Annotated in this window: 2 protein-coding genes; both read right to left on the reverse strand. The window is 70.9% G+C overall.

Going from position 1 to position 21066, the window contains the following annotated elements:
* Window positions 1–170: 170 nt before the first annotated feature.
* On the reverse strand, window positions 171–17144 hold the full coding sequence (locus O3X23_RS36450) for a toxin glutamine deamidase domain-containing protein (protein ID WP_269277067.1): 16974 nt from the start codon (window positions 17142–17144) through the stop codon (window positions 171–173).
* A 109-nt stretch (window positions 17145–17253) separates the two neighbouring features.
* On the reverse strand, window positions 17254–21051 hold the full coding sequence (gene eccCb, locus O3X23_RS36455; protein WP_269277069.1) for a type VII secretion protein EccCb: 3798 nt from the start codon (window positions 21049–21051) through the stop codon (window positions 17254–17256).
* Window positions 21052–21066 lie beyond the last annotated feature (15 nt).

Below are 21066 nucleotides of genomic sequence, written 5' to 3' on the forward strand. Positions count from 1 at the left end.
ATCACCAAGGGAGACCGCCTGTGCACCCCGCGTTGTCACCAGACAGGATCATGCCAAAGCACAGGCGCCACAAGGGCCCTGACCCTGGCTCAGCCTGGCGAATTGCGACCGCTGCCACCCGGTGGGCGGGCCCGGGGCCGGGGCCGTGACACCGGCCCGGCCCCCTTCCGTCATCGGGTGCCGGAGGCGCAGTCGTCCACGACCAGGTCGGCGGGTTCCTCCGGCAAGGAGTTCTGGAGGTGCTCCGCCGAGCCCTGCCAGAGGCTCCGCGCGGGGTCCAGCGAACGGAAGCCGAGCGCTTCCAGCACCTCTTCGCCGGTCTGCGGATCGGCCCTGACCAGGACGGTGTCGACGTTCCCGGCCCCCGCGATCCGGGCGACGTTCCGGAGTAGCGCCCGCACGGCCGAGGCCGACCGGTCGCCGTCGCCGTCCCAGACCATGCCGGTCACCGACATGACCTCCGGCGGCCTGCCCGATCCTCCGCCCGACGTCTCGAGCAGCGCCTGGACGGGGTGGTCCCCGGGCAGCCCGCTGGAATCGACGGTGCCCCGCCCGTAGCGCAACTGCCCACGCCCAGAGCCTCGGTGGCCAAGCCCGGTCCCCGCGTCCGTGGTGATCCAGTCGAGAACCTGCAGGCGTCCGCGCAGCAGCGCGCGGTTCTCGACGAGGGGAATCCGCGGGGTCGCCTGAGAGGGCGCGGACGAGGGTGCCTGCGAGGGCGCGGCCGGAGCATTCGGGGCACTCCGTTGCCTCGACGGCGCGGGGCCGAAGGCGGCCGGGGGGAGGGTTGAACGGGGTGAGCCGGTGGGCGCGGACGTACTGTTCCTGGGCGCCAGCTCCCGGAGGGGGATGTCCTCGCTGTCGTCCGGAGAACTCACCGGCCCGTGCAGGGCCCGGGCGTCCTCCGGCCGCACACCTCGCTGACGGGCGACGGGCGGCGCGACGACCGGCGGTGTGACGTCAGAGGGAGTGACGTCCGAGGTTGTGACGACCGGCGCTTCCGGCACGATGAGCGGCACGACGGGCGCCGGTGTGACGACCGGCTCGGAGTCGTCCTCCGCCGGCACGGGAACGAGCGGCCCAGGCACCACTGGTGCCGCGACAACCGATGCCGGGACCACCGGTTCGGAGACCACAGGTTCGGTCACCGCCGGCTCCGGTACCGCCGGCTCGACGACCACCTCCGGTACCGCAGGCAGCAGGCCCAGTGCGCGGGCGCCCCGTTCGTCGGTGCGGAAGAAGACTCCGCCGGGAACGTTGACATCTCGCTGGCCGCCGCGGCCCCACCAGTTGCCCAGGCCGGTGAGGGAGATCGAGGTGTCCGCCTGGATCAGGTAAGTGAGGCCGTCGCTGCTGCTGCTCCCCTTCTTCTTGGCCGACGCCTCGGACGCGCCCTCCCTCGTGAAGTCGGTCTTGTACGGCGGAAGTCCCACCGACGGCGTCCACGTGTCCGCGCCGCCGGGCCCGTTGCCGCCCTCGCTGATGGTGGCGACCTGGAACGTGGCGGTGCCCTGCAGGGCGACGTTGGCACCCTGGGACCCGGTGATCCTGGCCTTGTCCCCGCCGGTGGCCTCGGTCTTGGCGGCCAGCGTCAGCGTCGCACTGGAGGACACCACGCGCGGGTTGCGCAGCCGGGTCCGCACCTGGATCTCGCGCAGCAGACTGATCACCCCGGGCTCGCCGGCCAGGCCGCCGATCCGGTACACGGCTTGTGGCGCACGCTGCAACTGTGCCGCCAGAGCGGCGGCGTTCAGCTGGCTGCGCAGCACATGGTCGGTCCACGGTGCCGTGAGCGTGTCCGGCAGCAGACCTCGTACCGCATCCCACACCTCGCGCGACAGGCGGTAGGTGAGGACCCGGCTGTTCTCGGGCAGGACGAAGTCGGCCGGCGGCGCCGTCAGGGTCGCCGGGACGGAACCCGTGTACGCGGTGGAGTCGTCGGCGGGCGTCGTGGAGCGCACCCCGTCCTCGACGGTGAGCGGGGGCGCATGGTGCCAGTCGCCCCAGCGACCCACCAGTTGCGAGATCCCCAGGGTGGCGACCTGGGGAAGCCTGCCGTGCCCCTGGACCCGGCGCACACTGACGTTCCAGGTGACATGGTGCACCCATGACGCCGTGCCGGCGGTTCCCGGCTTGCTGGTGACACCGGTCTTTCCGGCCGTGCTCCCGGTCGCCGTCAGCCCCTGGTCGCGGACGTACTTCGCGTCGACCCCGCTGCCGCCGGCGCGGGCGAAGTCCTTGGTCTGGAGGGCGTTGGAGAAGGTGAGACCGGCCGAGGCCTCCAGGCCCCGGGAGCTCTCCGCGATGTCCTCCTGGCCGGTGCTGGCGTTGGAGGTGGTCTCGGTCGAGGTCGTGCCTTCCGCCAACTGAGCGGGCTCGAACCGGGGGTCGGACAGCTCCGCCCTCACCAGAACCTGCAGTTGGTAGCGGCCGAACGGACCGTCGTCGTTCTCGTGCGCCGAGAGGCCGCCGCCGGTCAGCACGTCGAACAGGCCGCCCAGCCCCTCGGGGGAGGCGAGCAGCAGCATCTGCTGTTCCAGCCGGGCACGGGTGCGGGCTGCCGCGGCAGCCGTCAGCCAGGTGCTCGGGAGCTGGTCGAGGGACTCCCGCAACTGGCCCACCACCGGCCGGAGATCGACGGGGCCGAGGCCCGAGTCTGCCAGCGAGTACCCGCGTGGCACGGCCGCGGGGGTTGCGGCAGTCGTCGCAGTCGCCGTTGGGAGCGCCCGGTAGTAGGCGGGCAGATCGAGCTGGACGGGCGGCGTGACCGGTGCGGTGGACGGGCCGGCAGCCGCCGCGACGATGTCGGTCGGCGCCGCCACCGGAGTGCCGATCGCAGTGCCCACCGGAGTGCCGACCGGGTTCAGGCCGAAGTACCGTGCCGCGTCCTGCTCGCGGATCCACACCTGGACTCCGCCCGGCACATGCAGTTGCTTGCGGGCGACCGGTCCCGCCAAGGTGCCGAGCACGTCCGTGACCACGTTCCGCGACGTGCTGTTCCCACTGATGAGGTAGGTCACGTCGAGACTCACCAGCAGCCCGGGACCGGTGTAGGTCACCGAGCTCTCCTGGCCGGCACCGGAATCCAGCGCCTTGGTGAGAGAGGACTTCGCCGTGTAGGGCTTGACGCCCAGACCCGGAGTGACCGTCCACCGCTGCGCGGCGATCGAGAAGCCGAAGGCGATTCCGAGTTCCCGCGAGGAACCGGACTTCGCGGCCGTCCTGACCGCGTTGCCGCCGGTGGTGGTGTTCTTCAACTCGACCTGGCCACGGCCCACGATGCGCGGGTTGCTCAGCGCACCGGAGAGCCGCGCCTGGTCCATCCCGTCGCCCATCCGCCCGTAGCGGAAGACTGGCCCGGTCCCGTAGCCGTCCTGCAGGATCCGTTGGAAGTTGGCTCGTACCGTGTCCTCGTTGAACGCCGCCTCCACCTGCTGCGACGCGATCGTGGCGTATCCGCCCGCCGCCGGTGGGCCGAGCGGCAGCGCTGCCGCCACCTGGGCGAGGTAGGCCATCGCACGGTCGTACGACCGGCCCGCCCGGGTCGTCCGGGGCACCGGCTGCTCATGCGTGGCGCTGGCCAGCAGGACCTGCCGGACGCCCTCCGGCAGCGGATCCACCCCGTTCACCCGCACCACGGAATGCACGTCGGGCAGTCGCACTGTCGGTGCGCCGCGGGGCACCGACGGCTGCTCGTGCGCGACAGTGCTCAACGCGCCGGCGTCCCGCCTGAGGTCCGGCACGGCGCCCGGCTGGGGGTGCTCACCGATGGGAGCCAGGTCGAGGGGGACCAGCACCTGCACCTGGGCGGGCACCGGTGTCAGCTCCTCGGAGGCACCGGACTCGTGGCGGATCGTGATCTCGTACGCGATCGGGAGCAGGAAGACGGCGGCTTCCTTGGGTCCCACCGCCTGCTGGGTGCGCCCGACGCTCGTCGTGGCGGTGGTCGTCTTCTCCCACTCGTAAGCGGCCTTGCCCGCCACCTTGGGAACCAGCGCGCGCAGCGGTATGTCGGTCCCCAGGCCGAAGGTGACGGAGAGATCCGCACCGCCCTCCAGCGACCGCGTCTGCGCCTGCTTCCCCTCCAGTTTTCCGCTGCTCTTCGCGCTGCTGGTCACCTCCAGGCTGTCGCTGGTCCCCCGGAAGACTGCCGGACCGGCCGGGCGGGGCCGGATCATGACCTGGACGTATTCCGGATGGGCGTACGCGGTGCGCCGGGTGTGAGCCTTCAGCAGCAGGGAGTCGCCGCTCCAGAACACGCCCTGAAGGCCTGACTGCGACACGGCCGTCGTCAGGTTCCGGAGTGCGTTGGCGTTCTCCTTGAACTGCTTCAGGCCGACCGGTTCCCCGGTTCCGGTGCCGGCAGGGTTTCCGGCGCCCTTGACCTTGAGCCGCTGGGCAATCAGGTCCAGAACGTCCCGGGAGCCGCCCGCCCACAGCACGGTGCCGGCCTGGAGGCCGTCGTCGGTCAGGTGCCGGGCCGGCCCCTGACCCTGGTACTCGTCGGAGGGGTGGACGCCCAGCGGGGAGCCCGGGTCCGGAACCCGCACCCGGACGCCGTGGTCGAGGGGCACCGAAGTGGTGCGCTCGTTCCGGCCCTCGACCATCACGGCGATGTCGTAGGTGATGCGGGCGCTGTACAGGCGGGTGGGACCCGAGTATCCGAGCCCCTGTTCCGCGTTCGCGCCGGTGGTGGTCGTCGAGGTGTGCGTGTCCTTCGCGCCGGCCCCCACGTTCACGCTGGCGCCCACGCCGGTGTAGCTGCCGTTCCCCTTCATCCCCTCGACCTGCCGGACCAACCACCCGACGGTGGTCCCGAGGGTGAAGGAGAGGGAGTGGGAGGCACCGGTGGCGGTCTTGTTCTCGGTGCCGAGATTGGTCCCGTTGTCCATGGACACGTCGTCGGCGCGGCCCAGCAGCTGAGGAGCGTCCAGCCTGGCCCGCACCCGCACCACGGCCCGGCTCGCCCCCAAGAGACCTGCGGCTTCCAAGGTCGGCGAGACCAGCACGTCGTTGACCAGCTGCTCGAAGGACGCCTCCATGTTGGGCCGGCCGAGGAAGTCCCGAAGGGCCTCGTAGGCTCCGCCGCCGACCACCCGGAACTCCGGCGGCAGCAGGGCGAGCACGTCGCGCAGCAGGCGTCCGTCGCCGGTGCTGACGTACTCGGGTACGTGCAGCGGCGGCAGCCGCATCGCCTCGGGCGCTCCCGCCGCAGCCGCGGCTCCGGTGGCAGGGACGGACAACGCCTGCGCCTGGAGCGCGGCCCTGACCACGTGGTCGGGGACCTTCAGGACGAGGCCGCCCGGCGTACCGGTCAAGGTGACGGGGGTCCCGGCGTCACTCGCCCGGCGCACGGTGACGCGCCACGTCGAGTCGAAGGCGACCGGGTGCCAGTACCCGGTGCTGTTGCTGGCGCGTGACTGCTGCACCGCGCGGTTCGCCGTGGACTCACGGGCAGCGGTGCTGATCAGCCCCTTGACGTTGACGGTGGGGCTGATGGTCCGCAGCGCCGCGTCGGTGCCCTGGCCGAAGGTGAGCGGCACTTGCGCGATCGTCAGTTCCGGGCGTTCGTTGGCCTTGTCGCTCTGATCGACCGCGCCGGTCTTGCTGTCCCCATGGCTCCGGCTGACTTTGCCCTCCTCGGCGCCGTCCCCACCTGTACCGTTGGCCGGCTCGACCTTGACCACGACCTCGCGCGCGTCCGGCCCGGTGCCCACGGTGACGGCCCATCCGTCCCCGCGCACGGCCTCGAAGACTTCCTTGAACCCCTCCGAGGAGAGGGCGAGGTGGAAGAGGCTGTCGGCGTCGGAGAGGTGAGCGAGGGAGTCGGGCAGCTGTCCCCTGATCGACGCCAGAACCGCGTCCAGATCCGCCTGCGCGACGTCCTTCAACTCGGTCAGTCCGAACTGGGCCAGTCCGGCCGGCAGCGGGCCGGCCGGCAGGACCGGAGCCGGCGGCGCCTCGACGATGGCGCTGTCGTCCGGCACGACCTCCTCGGACGCGGGGAGGGTGCCGGAAGCAGGCCCGTCCGCAAGGTGCGTCGGAGTGGTTGTACCGGCTGCCCTGCCCTTGCCCTTCGCTGCCCAGGGGATCCTGGGTGGTTCGACATTCTCGTCGGACGTTTCGGGTTCATCGACGTGGACCGGTGGATGGGCCTCCGCCTGAGCAGACGAACCGCCCACCTCGGCGGCGGTCCCCGTCCGGGCGGCAAGTCGCCTCTCGGCGGCGGCAACCGCCCGCTCACCTGGTGACGCGACATCGCTGGGCGGGTCCCCGCCCAGCGTCCTGCCCTCACCCGGGAACCGCACAGCGGAGTACGCGTCCGGGGTCCGGAAGAGGGACCGGTACTGATCAAGAGACAGCTCCCGTACCACCGGGCCGGACCGTGACACGTCCTCGATCCGCTGGAGGTGCCGGGTCAGGACCGCGAAGTCGGCGGCGTTCGAGGCCTGGCCCATGACGCCGTTCTCGCCGGCGAACGGATCCGTTCGCCGCAGAGCCACCAGCGCTTCCGCGTATTCGTCCGGCAGACCGAGGAAGTGCATCAGTTCGTGCAGCAGCACTCCGGGCGTACTCTCCGCGAACCACTGCAACTGATTGCTCTGCCCGGCACCGGGACGCACCTCGATCGTCTGATGGGCTTCCCCCGCCTCGGCGGTCAGCTCCAGGTTGAGATGCACCTGGTCGCCACCGCGCAGCCGGAACCTGCTGTTGAAGTACTGGCCGACGGCGTCAAGCGCCGTGTCCCACAGGCGGTTGACCGCCTCGGCGTCCAGGGCGCTGTCCGCCTCCGGCCGAAGGTGCAGGCGCAGCGTGAATTCGCGGACCCACTGCCCGGGCCGCGCTTCGAAGCGCCGCACGTCATGGACGATCCTGGTCTCGTACCCCTCCAACTCCGGACGGTAGTTGCCGTAGGGGCCACGCGGCGGGGCGGCGGAAGGCTCCTGCGGACGGGAGGAGGGGCCGGTCAGCGGATCGAATCGCTCGGTATCCACCCGCGCGACCGGCGCGAACGTGCGTATGCGCGCCCACTCGTCGGGGCTCATCAGCGGCGGCCGGGCCTGTGGAACGGTCACCTCGGCGGGAACGGCGCCGTGGGCGGCCGAAGCCGAGGTCGGCATCGCCGGGGCCGATCGGGGCGCGGGGCTGGGGGCGGGTCGGCGCGGCGCCGGCGCCTGGGGGCGTGCTTGAGGAGCGGGGGTCGCGGTCGGCACCACGGGAATGGCTGCCATGTAGTGATCCGCCGGGGTGGTCACCCGCACCAGCGTCAGGGGAGGGCGGTCATCCGGACTGCTGCCGCTGAAAGCCTGAATCGCGCCATCGGCTTCTACGATGTCAATTTCCCGCCCGAGGACGTTCGCCGCGACAAGCGGCATGAAGTCCCCGGCGAGGCTAGCGTAGCTCCCCATGGTTTCCATCGACCGCTGTACCACCTCGAGATCGCCAACGGCGAGGAACTCTCGATAGAGGTACTGATGGCTCACCACATGACGGGCGAACAGGGTACGCAGGGAACGAACCGTCACTTCCCCGCGGGAGTCGAGTGCTCCTGGCACGTCCGCCAGACTCGGCCCGGCCAGTCGGATGAGCGCGTGGAAGAAGCAGTCCCCGTCAGCAGGGAGGTTCTCGACGGTGAAGTTGCCGTCCAGAGAACTCACCTGCTGATCGCTGAGGAAAACCTCGGCCCTGGGCGGCGCATTCTCCACTCTGCGCGCCTTCGTGGGCGGTGAGGTGACGGGGAGATCATGGGTTCGGGAAGCTACGGCCTGTGCCCGCTTGTGGATCTCCTGATAGCGCCTCTGGAAAGTCTTGTGGCTGATGAAGCGGAGATGGTTTGCGATACTGGCAAGGGTGTAGTGGCCGAGCAACTCCGTCAATAGCTCATCCAGGGAAGCCAGTTCTCGATCGTTGAGTTTATTCAGTTCGCTCTGAGCGGCCTCGGTCCTCCGCAGGAAGTCTGCCATTCCTCCAGCGTCAAGCCTGGCTCGGTCGTTTGTGCGACGCTCGTCCTCCCCGAGGATGGAATGGCCCAACGTGCGAGTCTTCTCCGTCCCTTCCTTCGGGTACAGCAGAGTGCTCACCCGAGCACCGCTGATTCCGAGAGCCCTTCCGATGAGTTCCTGTGAGGTCCCGCCTGCTATCAGCCCCCGGATGACATTCCATGCATCATCGCCAATATCCCCGAGCCTCTCGTTGGCATTGTTCAAGTGCCTCTCGAATTGGCTTCTCGCGGCCTCCGGCATGGCAGCGCGGATTTTTTCCCTGATGGCTTCGAGCAGAAGCTTCTTGTCCACGCGGAGCGGTTGCGGTGGAGGCGTCTGGTTGCGGGGCCGCTTTCGGGTATTCGTGGAAGGGACCCCGCCCTGCGAGGGCGGGCCGCCTAGGCGAGAATCCGGCGGGCCTTCGTTCTGCTCCTCGGATTCGTCTTCGGAGGCCGTCTCCCAAGCGCCGGTGCCCGATTTGTAGAAAAACGTCCCGGTGTCGGTGTTCTTCGTATGGGGGACAGTCACCTGTCCGTCGCGCCCGAAGTCCACCCCGTCCTGCGGTATCGGCTGGTTCGAAAATCCTGTTGTGTACATCGTGCTGCTCTTGAGTTTGATTTCCAGCGCGTCCCTGATCCAGTTGGGTTCGGTGTCCGCGACGTATCCGTCTCCCCCGTTCGTGACAGTAGGTGGACGGAGCATATGGCTGCCGTACTTCACCACGCTTTCTGCGGATTCTTTGAAGTACCGTCCGAGGTTTTCGTTGAACCGCAGACTGAACCCGGCCTCCTGGTAATGCTTGAGGGCCGCCCAGCAGGGCGCACAAGGGCGTTTGCGGCCGCGTACCACGATGTCCCCGGTGATGTATTCCTGATGATTCTCGGAGGTGATGCCCGCGCTGTGCAAGGCGGCCAGCAGCTTCTGCTCGGCGTGCATGCTGGCTTGTCTCCCGGCGACGCCAGGGTGCCGGATCAGGATCACCGTGTTCTCGTACCGGTCGTGAGTGAGCAGCTCGAACAGACGGGCTCCGCGTGCCGTATCACCGGCCGCAGCGTCCGCGACCACGACGGCCTGAGCGCCGCCTTCCCGTGCCGCCAGCAGCACGTTTCCCGCTGAGCTGCTCGGTATGCCGCGGAGTGCATCGTCGGTGATCATGCGTCCGGCCCGCTCGGCACGCCCTCGTGCCTCGGCAAGGCTCTTCCCGTACCTGCGCTCCGACGGAGGCGGTTCGGACTCCAACAGATCGCAGAGTGTTCCACCCTTCTTCAGGTAGTTCTCCACCAGGTCAATGGAGCTGTTGTAGTTGGTGGCGAAGACGAGGCGGCCGTTGATGAGCATGCCCTGGACTTCGACCTCCCTCGGCTGTGTTCGGGAGGCAGACATCTCGACGTCCTCGTTCGGGGCTTGCGCGGCGCTGCTGGAAGATCCTGCGGCCCCCGAACTGTCCACGCTCGGCTGTCCCCCTTCCTGGAGGTAGCCGATGCCGGTGAAGAGTCGGATCGAGATGTGCCGCAGCGTCTGTGCGTCGCGTTCCGTGCGGAAACTGCGCGGGAGCCTGAGCTCCATCGTCGCGGTCGCCCGGCCCATCTGGCTCTGCGTCGGCCGGTAGGTGAGACTCCGGACCAGCGCGTCGATATCGCCGAGAGGGGTCCCATCGGACTCGACCTGGTCCTGCGGGTGTTCAGCCTGCGAGGCCGCGGGCGGAGCGGACGTGGGAAGGGTCCCGTCCCCCATCTCCTCGTCGTCGGTCACCGCGCCGTCCGTCGCCTCGTCATCCGTCGCCTCGCCCATGACGACGTCCTGCCCTGACGGTCCCTGCCCCGCTGGTTGCTGCCGGGACGCGCCGAGCGAGCGGATCACCGATCCCTCGACGTCCCCCACGGAGGTGGCGACATGCGCGGGAAACCCGCCGGACGTCGGGGAGAACCGCAGGACCTCGGGATGCTCTGGCAGGTGCGCCAGGTGACCGGTCTGCCCGTCCAGGAAGACGACCGTTTCGTTCTCCTCGTGCACGACGTTCACCACGTGGGCGATCGGATCACTGCGGGTACCGATGACCAACAGCCCGCGCGCACCGAGGCCGGCCCGGATCACCAGGTCCACGACCTCACCGTACGAACCCACCGGCACCGGGGGTACACCGGTGTAGTTGACGAGGTGCTCGACCGGGCTCAGCCCGGTCGGCGGGGCCTGCCAGCCCTCACCCTCCGCCAACGAGATGTCCGTCGAGATAGCCGACAGCACACAGTTGGTGCCCGCTTCGGGAAGGTCGTCGCGCGCGGGGTTGACCTGGGTCAGCCACGGATACCGCGCTGCCGTCCACTGCCGGCCGAACCCGCCGCCCGAACCCGCGAACACCACACGCTGGTCACCGAGCTCAGCGACACCGGCCGACGGAACGTGCTCAAACGGATCGAGGCCGGCCGTGCCCGGTCGGGTGGTCGGCCGGGTGGCGAGCGCGGCCTGCTCCCGCTCCCGTCGGGCGTTCGTCTCGGCAGCCTGCCGCTGCGCCTGCTGCGACACCTGCGACCGGACATCGAGTCGGGCCTTGTCCATGGCGTCGGCCCATGCCTTGCCCTCCGACTCCCTCCCGGCCGCCGGTCGCCCTTCACCGGGGGCGGGTGACGGGGTCCGCGCGGCCGGCTCGAACGCTTCCTGTTCCGTCACCACCGACGTCGACGTCTTCCCGAGCCCCGACTTCGGCGGCTTGGCCTCCTTCTTCGGCTGGCCCTTCTTCTTCGACTTGGTCGCAACGACGGCGGAGGCCCGCACCTTCGCCGGCGGGTAGGAGCCCTGCTCCGTTGCCGACGTTCCTCCCGGGACGAACTTGACCCAGCGGCCCGGTGTGCCGTCCTCGTTGCGGAGGATGCCCAGGGGCACGTCCGGCCGGTGGTGGAAGATGTAGATGGATGTCGTGGAGGCCCACACCACGTGGTTGGTGCTGTCGGCCACCTGCTGCGCGACCACGACGCCGTTGGCCCCCTTGGCGCCGGCCTGGCAGGCGCACAGGAGGATCTGGCCCTCCGGTGGCATGCGCCGCAGACTCGGCCTGCGGCTCAGTGCCGTTCCGAGGGAAGTGCCGGGAAGGTGGAGATGCTGCTGCTTCTCGCCCTCCTTCACCGGGGCCCGGGTCGGCATCCATGCGGCCAGATGCGTGGCGTGGGTGAAGACCGTGTAGATGGGCTTCGTCACGTCCCACGGCACCAGCGCGATCGAATCGACCGGAGGCGTCATATCGGTCGCGGTATCGGAGTTCTCGGTCTTCTCGTAGTCGAGGGGAAGGTACTGGAAATGCGGGCTGGTCGCGTCGAACCCGGCGCGGGTGCGCTCGAAATCGCGCGTGCGGGAATCCGAGTAGAACGCTCGGCCACCCGACTGCTGGTTCCACGGGAGCAAGGTGGCCTGACTGTCGAGCAGGTGGTCGTACTCGTCCCCCCTGCGCCCGGTGTCGAACTTCCGGCCCTCCTCGGTCTCGTTGACCACCATGGTGCTGACTTTCGGCAGGCCGATGCCGTCAGCCGCCGGCGCATCACCGGGCTCCTGCGGAACCTCACGGATCCAGAAGCCGAGTTCCCAGTCCTCCTTCTTCTCCGCATCGACCCGGATGCGTTCCTTCACCACGGAAGACGTCACGGTATGGGTCCACACGGTCCGTCCGGTGGCCTGGGCGATCGAGCGCGGGAATTCCAGGGTTTCGGCCAGATCGCCGGAACCGATCAGGAGAAGCTGGTGGTCGTCGGGCAGTTCGGCCACGCGCGGATCAGCCAGCACCGCCTCGGCCACTTCGTCCGCGTCGAAGTCTTCGTAGGCCGTTCTGGGAAGGACCACCAGGAACAGCGGAGCCGGGGAGATCTCACTCAGCTCGCGAGTCTTCCGCTTGAGCTCGATCGGCGCGGGTTTCACCGTCTTGCCGGACTTGGCGGCCTTACCGCTCTTCGGCGGCTCCGCCGGCTTCTCGCGCGGCTTGGACCACTCGTACGTCGTCGGGTCGTTGACCGTCGTGGCCGCCGGGGACCTGCCCTTGGCCTTGCCGAAGATGATCCCGACCGGGCTTATTCCGTCCGCGCCGGTCACCGGTCCAAGGATGTGTCGCTGCCCGGGCTCCGCTGTCGGGACGGGTGCGGGAGCGGGGACGGGCGCCTCCACGGCGGCGGATTCCGGGATGGCGGGGAGGGCTTCCGGCGGGACGACAGCGGCGTCCGGCGAGACGACAGGGGTGTCCGGCGTAGTGGCAGGGGTGTCCGGCGTGGTGGTGACCGGGGTGCCCGGCGTGGTGGCAGGTGCCGGCTGGACAGCAGGGCGCCGGTGCGGGGCCAGCAGCTCCGACAGCTTCTCCCATGCGACGGGCCCGTCGACCGCCGCCACCGCGTCGACGACCGCACGGATCTCCGGAGGCGTGGCGTGCTGGTGAGCGGGCAGGGCGAGCAGTTCATGCGTCAGAGCCGCCAGCCAGCCGCCTGAGAGGCGGGCCCTCATCGCGGGATACCTAGTGCGTGCGAGGGCTTCCAGTTTCTGGAGCGCGGGCACCTTGCGAGCGAGGTTGCCCTCATCCGGGTAGAGGTCATCGTGCAGCTTCAGGAGAGCTCCGGCATCGAGGAGTTCCTTGCGCGACGGCACCGCTTCCCTCGACGTCGTCATGTCCGCCGTCGACGTCGTGTCCTTCGCCAACGTCGCGGCGGTCGACCGCAGTTCCTGCTCGGTGACCCTGCCACCCACGCCCCCCGCTGCGACCGTGCCGTGGTCAGCCACCGCTGGTGGCACGGCCGGTGCGGTCGGCTCGACGGGCTCGGAGGTCACCGGCGGTTGCGCGGCCGGCTTCTCGTCACCCGCCATCATGCGCGTCACATGGGTGGAACTCCGGGTGACGGGTGCGGTGCCGTTGCCGCTCGGAGCGTCCTGGTGGGGACCCGGTCGTGTGTCGGGCGCCGGCGGGTCGAGCGTGGGACGCGCCGACGGGCCCGGGCCGCCGGAGGGCGCGGGGCGTGCCGGTGCGGAGGGTTCGTGTCCGGGGAAGGTCGGCATGTGCCCTCTGCGGTCCAACGAACCGACGTTGATACCGAGATCACTCGCGAGCTCGCGCCATGCCGTGCTCTCCGCTTCGCGTCGCAGGGGCACGAAGTGCCGATCGATGGAGTCGAAGTCCGAAGGCCCCCGGTAGTCGCGGGCAGCCGAGTCCAGCAGGGCGTTGACCCGCTGATCGACACGCGCGCGGGCCTCGGCCAGCGAGATGTCGCCGAGTCTCCCGGAATCACCACCCGACTTGTCCCGTCCGTCGGCCACCAGCTTCTGCCACGCGGCTTCGTCCTGAACCAGCTTCTCCCGCTGCCGCTGTTCCGCCCGGACGTTCTCCTCGGCGACCCGCTGCCTGCGGTCCTCCGACAACTGCCACCGGGCGTCTTCGTTCGCCTTGGCCTGGGCAGCCGCGTCGAGCTTCTGCTGCGCCCGGGCCTTGCCCTCCGGACTCTCCGCGTACGCCTTGGCCTGCGCCTCCGCCTCGCGTTTCTCCTGCGCCCGGGCTTTGGCCTCCGGACTGTCCGCGTATGCCCTGGCCCGCGCCTCAGCGGCGGCGCCCGCCTTGCGGGGATCCATCGGGCCGTGTTCCTCCCCGAGCGTCCGGCCTTCGTTGGGGAAGAGGTCGTCGGTGGAACGCGTGTTCTCGGTCAGGGAGGGCTCGTGCTGCGTCGTACGCGATGGGTTCGACTCCGACACCCGGCCGGACGGCACTGTCTCCGTGTTGCTTCCCGAGGATTTCCCGCGCGTTGCGACACCGGCCCCTTCGCCTCCTCCGCCGCGGCCTTCGCCTCCTCCACCGCCTCCTCCACTGCCGCCTTCGTCTCCGCCACCGTGGCCGGTCGACCCGCCGGGCGTCGCCGAAGCGTCCGGTTCGAAGTCGGCGAAGGTTCCCATCTGGCCCCCTCTCGGCGATTTTCTGGCACGGGAGACGGGTGCTGCTTCTGGAGCGATACCCTCGCTATCGGGCTTCGCCGTGGGAGTCGGCTCGGCCTGGCGGGCGGCTGCCGCGTTGAAGCGCTGCTGGGCTGCCCGGTTCGTGGGCGCAGTTCGTGCCGCGTTCGGGGCTGAGGCCGCCGTTTCGGCTGGTTTGCCTGCCTTGGAACCCGAGCCCAGGGTGTGGCCCTTACCGGAGAAGGGTTCGGTTGCCGGGGCTTTGGGGGCCTTGTCGAGGTCGGCGATCGTCATGCTTTCGCCGGCTCTGGGTGACGGTTTGACGGCTGTCAGTCCGGGCTCGGGTATCGGCGCTGGTGTGGGTTCGGCCTGGCGGGCCGCTGCCGCGTTGTAGCGTTTCTGGGCCCGTGGGTTCTGGGGTGCTGTTCGTGTGGCGTTCGGGTCTGCCGATTCGTTGGGTCTGGGTGCCTTGGGGCCTGAGCCCAGGGTGTGGCCCTTACCGGAGAAGGGTTCGGTTGCCGGGGCTTTGGGGGCCTTGTCGAGGTCGGCGATCGTCATCATCTCGCCGGCCTTGGGCGAGGGTTTGACGGCGGTCAGTCCGGGCTCCGGCGTCGGCTCCGGTGTGGGTTCGGCCCGGCGGGCGGCTGCCGCGTCGTAGCGCTGCTGGGCTTCCGACGTTCGCGGTGCGGTCCGTGCGGCGTTGCTGGCTTCCTCCGTCAGCGGTCCGATCGGAGGCTTCGATGAGCTCGCCGTCGATGGGCCGGCCTTCGCTCCCGCACCCGGCCCTGAGCCCAGGGTGTGGCCCTCACCGGAGAAGGGTTCGGTCGCCGGGGCTTTGGGAGTCCTGCCGAGGTCGGCGATCGTCATCATCTCGCCGGCCTTGGGCGAGGGTTTGACGGCGGTCAGCCCGGGCTCCGGTGCGGGTTCGGCCCGGCGGGCTCCCGCCGCGTCGTAGCGCTGCCGGGCTTCGGGCGTTCGCGGTGCGGTCCGTGCGTCGTTGGTGGCCTTTTCCGTGAGCGGTCCGATGGGCTCTTCCGGTGTGGCGGCCTTCGCAGTCGCGCCGGAGCCCAGGGTGTCGCCCTTGCCCGGGAAGGGTTCTGTCGCGGCTCTGGGAGTTCTGCCGAGGTCGGCGACCGTCATCACTTCACCGGCCTTCGGCGACGGCTTGACGACGGCCGGTCCGGGCTTGGCCGGGGGTGTCGGCGCTGGTGCGGGTTCGGCATGGCGGGCGGCTGCCGCGTCGACGCGCTGCTGGGCTTCCGGCGTTCTCGGTGCGGTTCGCTCGAGGCGGGCCTTCTCGTTGGCGGCCCTCTCGGTGAGCGGTCCGATCGGCTCCTCCGCCTTGACGGTCTTCGTACCCGCGCCGGAGCCCAGGGTGTCGCCCTTGCCCGGGAAGGGTTCCTTCGCGGCCTTGGGGGGTTTGTCGAAGTCGGCGATCGTCATCGTCTCGCCGGCCCTGGGCGACGGCTTCACCGCTTTCAGCCCCGGCCGTCCGGCGGATGCGTTCTCACCGGCCTTGCCGTCGCCGCCCTTCGCCGGAGTGCCGCTGCCGTCGCGGGGTTCCTTGGCGGACACCGAGGTGTTCGCGGATTTCTCCGGCGCCGTGGTCTCCGGGCCGGTGGCCGTCTTCTGGGGGGTGTTGGTGGAATTCGTGCCGCCCGGGGCTTCGTTCGCCGATCGTGCGGTTCCGCGCCCCGCCTGCGGGAGCTCGGTGTTCCTACTGGCGATGCCCTGCTTGCCGGTGCCGGTGCCGGTGCCGTTCCCGGCACCGGGATCCGCCGCAGCGGTGGGCTTCGGGGAGGCGGGGTTGACCTGGGTGGGCGTTGACGTGCCATCACCCGTCGTGCCCTTCCCCATCTCCCGGGGCTGCTGCTCGAAGGAGGACTTGTAGTTCTGGGCGTTCGGGCTCTCGGACGCCCGGGTGCCGGGCGCCGGGCCGGTCGACGTGCCCGGCTCCGTCGGCGCCGGGACGTTGCGGCCCGGGGCAGGCGCTGAGGCGGCCGGGACCTCCGTCACGGAGCGGGAGGTGGACTCCGGAACGGTGGTCCGCTGAGGGGTGGGGGACTGCGTCTCGACGTGGCCCGCGGCGGGGTTCCCGCCGCGGGTGGGGGCCGGGGCCAGGCCGAGGTCGCCCGAGCCGGGGAGGTGCTGGTTCCCGTTGCCGGCCACGGAGTTCGCGCCCTTGCCCGGCGAGCCGACGATGTCCGGCCCGTGGCTGACCACGGGGTTGCCGATCGGGTCGTTGCCCGGTCGCGGCGCACCCGTCTCTCCCGGCGGCGTCGGCCTGCCGGTGGTGGGCGGCGGGCTGCCCCCGTCGTGGCCGAACACCGGAGTCTCCGGGCTGCCGGGATGAGTGCCGGGCGGGGACACGGGCGGGCGGCTGCCCGGGGTGAGACCCGGATCCACCGGCTTGGTCACGTTCGGCCGCAGTTCGCCGCCGATCGGAGGAACGATGCCCTCGGCCGGCGGCGCGTGCAGCGCCGGCGGTACGGGCGCCGGGCCCTCGTGGATCCCTCCGGGAAGGCTTCCGTGCTCCCCGGCCCCGGCGACGTTCGGCGTCGGCACATCGATCTTGGGAACGGGTGTGCCGCCGCCCTTGATGCCCCGGCCCGCACCCCCGTTGGGGAAGAGCTGATGCGCGCCGAGGATCGCGCCGAGGCCCCCGGCGATCCCCATGTTGATGCCCTCGCTCTTCCAGTCGATCTCGAAGGGCACGTCGTACACCAGGTCGGCGATCCACTGGGAGAGCAGGTCGATGCCCAGCTGGGTGGCGGCCGCGCCGACGACTCCGGCGAGGAAGCCGATCACCCTGACGACCGCCTGCATCGCCGTGCTGAGTGCCGCGATGATCGCGGTGAGGCTGTCCATGAGCCCCGAGATGAGCGGCGCGATCAACTTGGCCAGCAGACCGAGTCCGATCGGGAGCACGAGTCCGATGAAGCCGGCGATGAGTTCGGCGAGGTTCGCCGCCGCGATCGCCTCCGCCTCCTTGACCTGGATCGTGTGGATGGCCCGGCCGTAGTCGTTGATCGCGTCGCCGATGGTCCAGCACGTGGTCCACGCGGGAGTGAGGACGTGGGTGTGGACGGCCTCGAACGCCGTGACGGCGGCGAGACCGCCGTCCCCGGTCCATCCGGTGGCGTGCATCGCCGTCGACATGGTTCCGGCCTGCGCCTGCAGGTCGTTGCCCAGCTGGATCCAGGCGTTCCCCAGCTCGTAGATCCCGTTGACACTGAAGTCCGCGCTGTAGTCGCGCATCCCGCATCACCCTTTTTTGCCGTGAACCACCGCTGAACTGACTGAAATACCGCTGGACTGCCGGAACCGCCCGCACCGCCCGAACCCGGCGGGTGCCGTGAGGCCGGCCCTACCGTCCGTTCCCGGTCGCGCCGTCCGCGTCGTCCGCCGCGTCCTCGTCGGAGAGCGCGACCTGGAGCAGTGACACCGGGCTGCCCCGCCGGACCAGGACGCCGCGGCCCGGTGGCCGCTGGGCGGCGCGCTGGTCGCCGAGGAGCAGGCCCTCGCGGGAGTCGCCGGACAGGATGAGTCCTCCGGAGCCCAATTCCTTGATCCGCGACAGCAGGGGGTCGGCCATCAGCGGGCGGCCGACGCCCGCGACCCGGCGCGCCAGGACCACGTGCAGGCCGATTTCCCGGGCCTGGGTGACGTAGTCGGCGAGCCCGGCCACCGGGGACTGCCTGCCGGAGGCGACGAGGTCGTAGTCGTCGACCACCAGGTACAGCTCGGGCCCCTCCCACCAGTCGCGGGCCCGCAGGCGGGCGGCGGAGATGCCGGGCGGCGGCATCCGCTCGTCCAGCTTGGCCATGAGCTGCTGCGTGTAGGCCTCGGCGGCGTGGGCGTCGCCCGCGTAGGCGCCGACGTACTCCTCCGGGACGGCGTCCTGGAGGCCGCGCCGGTAGTCGATGACCATGAAGCGGGCTTCCCAGGCGGTACGGCGGGCGGCCGTGCCGCGCATCCAGGTGCGCAGGAAGGAGGACTTGCCGCTGGCGGCGTCCCCGAGCACCAGGAAGTGCGGATCGGCGGCGCCCATCGTGATGTTGACCGGTGCCAGGTCGAGCTCGCCGAGTCCGACGGGCACCCCGTCGCCCTCCGGATCCTGCCGGTCGACCGCGGAGAGCAGCACGCGTTCCGGCAGGATCCGCACCGGCGGGGCGACCGGGCCGGTCCAGGAGGCGGTGATCTTGGAGACCGCTTCCTCCTGGGCCTCGGCCAGGCCGTCGGCCCTCTCCTGACCGTCGAGCCGGGGGAGCACCGCCTGGTAGAGCACTCCCGGCGGTACGGCGCCCCGGCCGGGTACGCCGTGCGGGATCTGCCGGCTCACCGGGCGGCTGACCTCGGACTCGGTCGGGTCGTTCAGCCGTAGCTCCAGCCGTCCGCTGATGCTGTCCCGCAGGTTCATCCGGACGTCGGCCCAGCGGTTGGCGGTGAGGACCACGTGCACCCCGACGCCCAGCCCCCGTGAGGCGATCTCCACCACGGACGCCTCGGCGTCCTCCAACTCGGATTTGATCGCGCCCCAGTTGTCGAGCAGCAGGAACACGTCGGCGGCCCTGGTGCCGGTCGGCAGTCTGCCGGCCTTCCGCATCGCGCGGAACCCGGCCACCGAATCGACGCCCAGCTCACTGAAGAGCTGCTCGCGGGCCGCTATGAGGCGCCCGGTCTCGGCCAGCACCCGGCGCGCCCGCTGGACGTCCCGGCGCCCGGCGACCGCGCCCACGTGCGGGGCGCTCTCCAGCGGGTACAGACTGCCGCCCCCGAAGTCCAGGCAGTAGAACTGCGCCTCCTCGGGAGTGTGGGTGAGCATCGCGGACAGCAGCATCGTGCGCAGCATGGTGCTCTTGCCGGTCTGCGGCGCGCCCACCAGCGCGAGGTTGCCGTGGGCGCGGTCGAAGTCGAACTGGAGGGGCAACTGCTGCTGCTGAAGCGGCAGGTCGATGACGCCCACCGGGAAGGCGAGCCGCCCGGCACCGGACCACAGTCCGGCCTGGCGCCCCCGTCCCGACACCTCGGAGAGGGGCCCGAGCAGGCTGTCGAGCGGGATGGCCGGCGGCAGCGGGGGCAGCCAGACCTGGTGCACCGACTGGCCGAACCGGCAGACGTGCTCGACCGCCACCTGCATCTCCGTCGGTCCTGACGGCAGAACCGCCTGCTGCGGCACGACCGCTTCCTCGGGCTCCTCCTGCGGAGGGGTGCGCAGCTCGTACGGGACGACCGGCGGTGCGCTGCCCGGTCTGCCCTCGCCCTCGCCCGGCGCCTGGTAGGGGCCGGAGATGTGGGCGACGCGGAAGCGCTGGTACAGCGACTCGTCCACCTTGAGGTAGGCGGATCCGGGGATCGAGGGCAGCTGGTACGCGTCCGGGGTGCCGATGACGGCACGGCTCTCCGCGGCGCTGAAGGTCCGCAGGCAGATCCGGTACGACAGGTGTGACTCCAGGCCGCGCAGCCGTCCCTCCTCCAGCCGCTGGGTGGCCAGCAGCAGGTGCATGCCGAGGCTGCGGCCCACGCGGCCGATCTGGACGAACAGGTCGATGAAGTCGGCCCGCTGGGAGAGGAGTTCGCCGAACTCGTCGACCATGATCAGCAGATACGGCAGCGGTTCGAGCGGCTTCCCGTGGACGTCGCTCTCACCCGCCGCCTGGCGCAGCTGGTACTCGCGGAGCGAGTCGATGTTCCCGGCGTCGCGCAGCAGCCGCTGGCGGCGCTGCTGCTCGCCGTGCAGGGCGGCCCGCACCCGGTCGACCAGCGACAGGTCGTCGGCCAGGTTGGTGATGAGCCCTGACACGTGCGGCAGGCCGGTGATCCCGGCGAAGGTGGCGCCGCCCTTGAAGTCGATGAGCACCAGGCTGAGGTGTTCGGGGGAGTGCGTCATGGCGAGGCCGGTGACCATGGTGCGCAGCAGCTCGCTCTTGCCGGAGCCGGTGGCGCCGACCACCAGGCCGTGCGGGCCCATGCCGCCCTGCGCGGACTCCTTGAGGTCCAGGACGACCGGGTCACCGTCGCCCGACAGGCCGATCGGCAGCCGCAGCAGGCGCTCGTCCCCGGCCGGGATCCACCCTTCGGACGGGTCGAACGCCGCCACGTCGGGGGTGCCGAGCATCTCGGGCAGGGTGATGGTCCGCGAGAGCAGCTGCTCGGCCTCCTCCGACAGGCTCAGCGGGGCCAGCGCCCGTGCGGTGAGTTCGCACAGCACCGGGTCGGGGGCATCCGCGACACCCTTCTCGACGGTGCTGTACAGCTCGGCTCTGCGGCCCTCCAGCAGCAGCGAGCCGTCGGCGCCGACGCGGGCCCGCACCTCGGTGCGGGTCGGTTCGTCGCGTTCCGCGGCGACCAGGCAGATCACGGTGATGCCCAGCTCGGGTCCCGCCGCTTCGAGCAGCGCGGTGGCGACCGTGCCGCGGGCCCAGTCGGCGGCCGGGTCGTAGGAGTCGAGCAGGACGACGAGCCGGTGTACGGGCGCCCCCGCCTGGCCCACCTTCATCGGGCCCCGGCGCGCGGCCCGTTCGTTCTGGGCCCGCAGCAGAGCGGACTCCAGGACGTCGGCGAGCGAGCCGAACGCGTCCGCCACCAGCGGGACGACCCCGGCCGGACCGGCGGCGCCGGCCTCGTGGACGTGCGGGAGCCACTTCGCCCACTCCCAGTCGGGGCTGCCGCCGGTGCACACCGCGACGGTGACGTCGTCGGGGGCGTGCAGGACGGCGAGCTGGCACAGCAGCGAGCGGGCCAGCGCCCTGGTCCGGTCCACCGGACCCAGGATGCTGACCACGCCGGCCTTGGCCAGGTCCACCAGGGCGGGCTGGCGGCCGACCTTCCCGGCCTGGTCGATGACCCGCTGCGCGGCCGCGTGCGTCTGCTCGTCGTAGTCCGCCATCGGGTCGTTGCGCGCGCCGAGCTGGATCGGGGTGGCGAGCGCGGCCCGCCCTTGGCCCAGCCGCACCCGCAGGAAGTCGTCGTCGGTGGCCCGGCGCTCCCAGACCCGGCGGCGGCGGTCGGCCAGTGCCCACAGCCGCTCCGGCGAGGGGTGCAGCCAGCCCGCCGCGAGCCGCTGCCCGCCGGCCACCTTGCGCGCGGTCTGCCGGACCTCGGTCAGGTAGCGCAGGTAGCGCTCGCGCTGGCGTGCCTTGTTCTGCCGGGTCACGCTGGTCATCTGGTAGCGGACCGC

This window comes from Streptomyces sp. H39-S7, from assembly GCF_027158205.1.
Taxonomy (GTDB): domain Bacteria; phylum Actinomycetota; class Actinomycetes; order Streptomycetales; family Streptomycetaceae; genus Actinacidiphila.

Coding starts and splice junctions, on each gene's coding strand:
- O3X23_RS36450 (WP_269277067.1), bottom strand. CDS start 17,144: ATGCGCGACTACAGCGCGGACTTCAGTGTCAACGGGATCTACGAGCTG.
- eccCb (WP_269277069.1), bottom strand. CDS start 21,051: ATGACCAGCGTGACCCGGCAGAACAAGGCACGCCAGCGCGAGCGCTAC.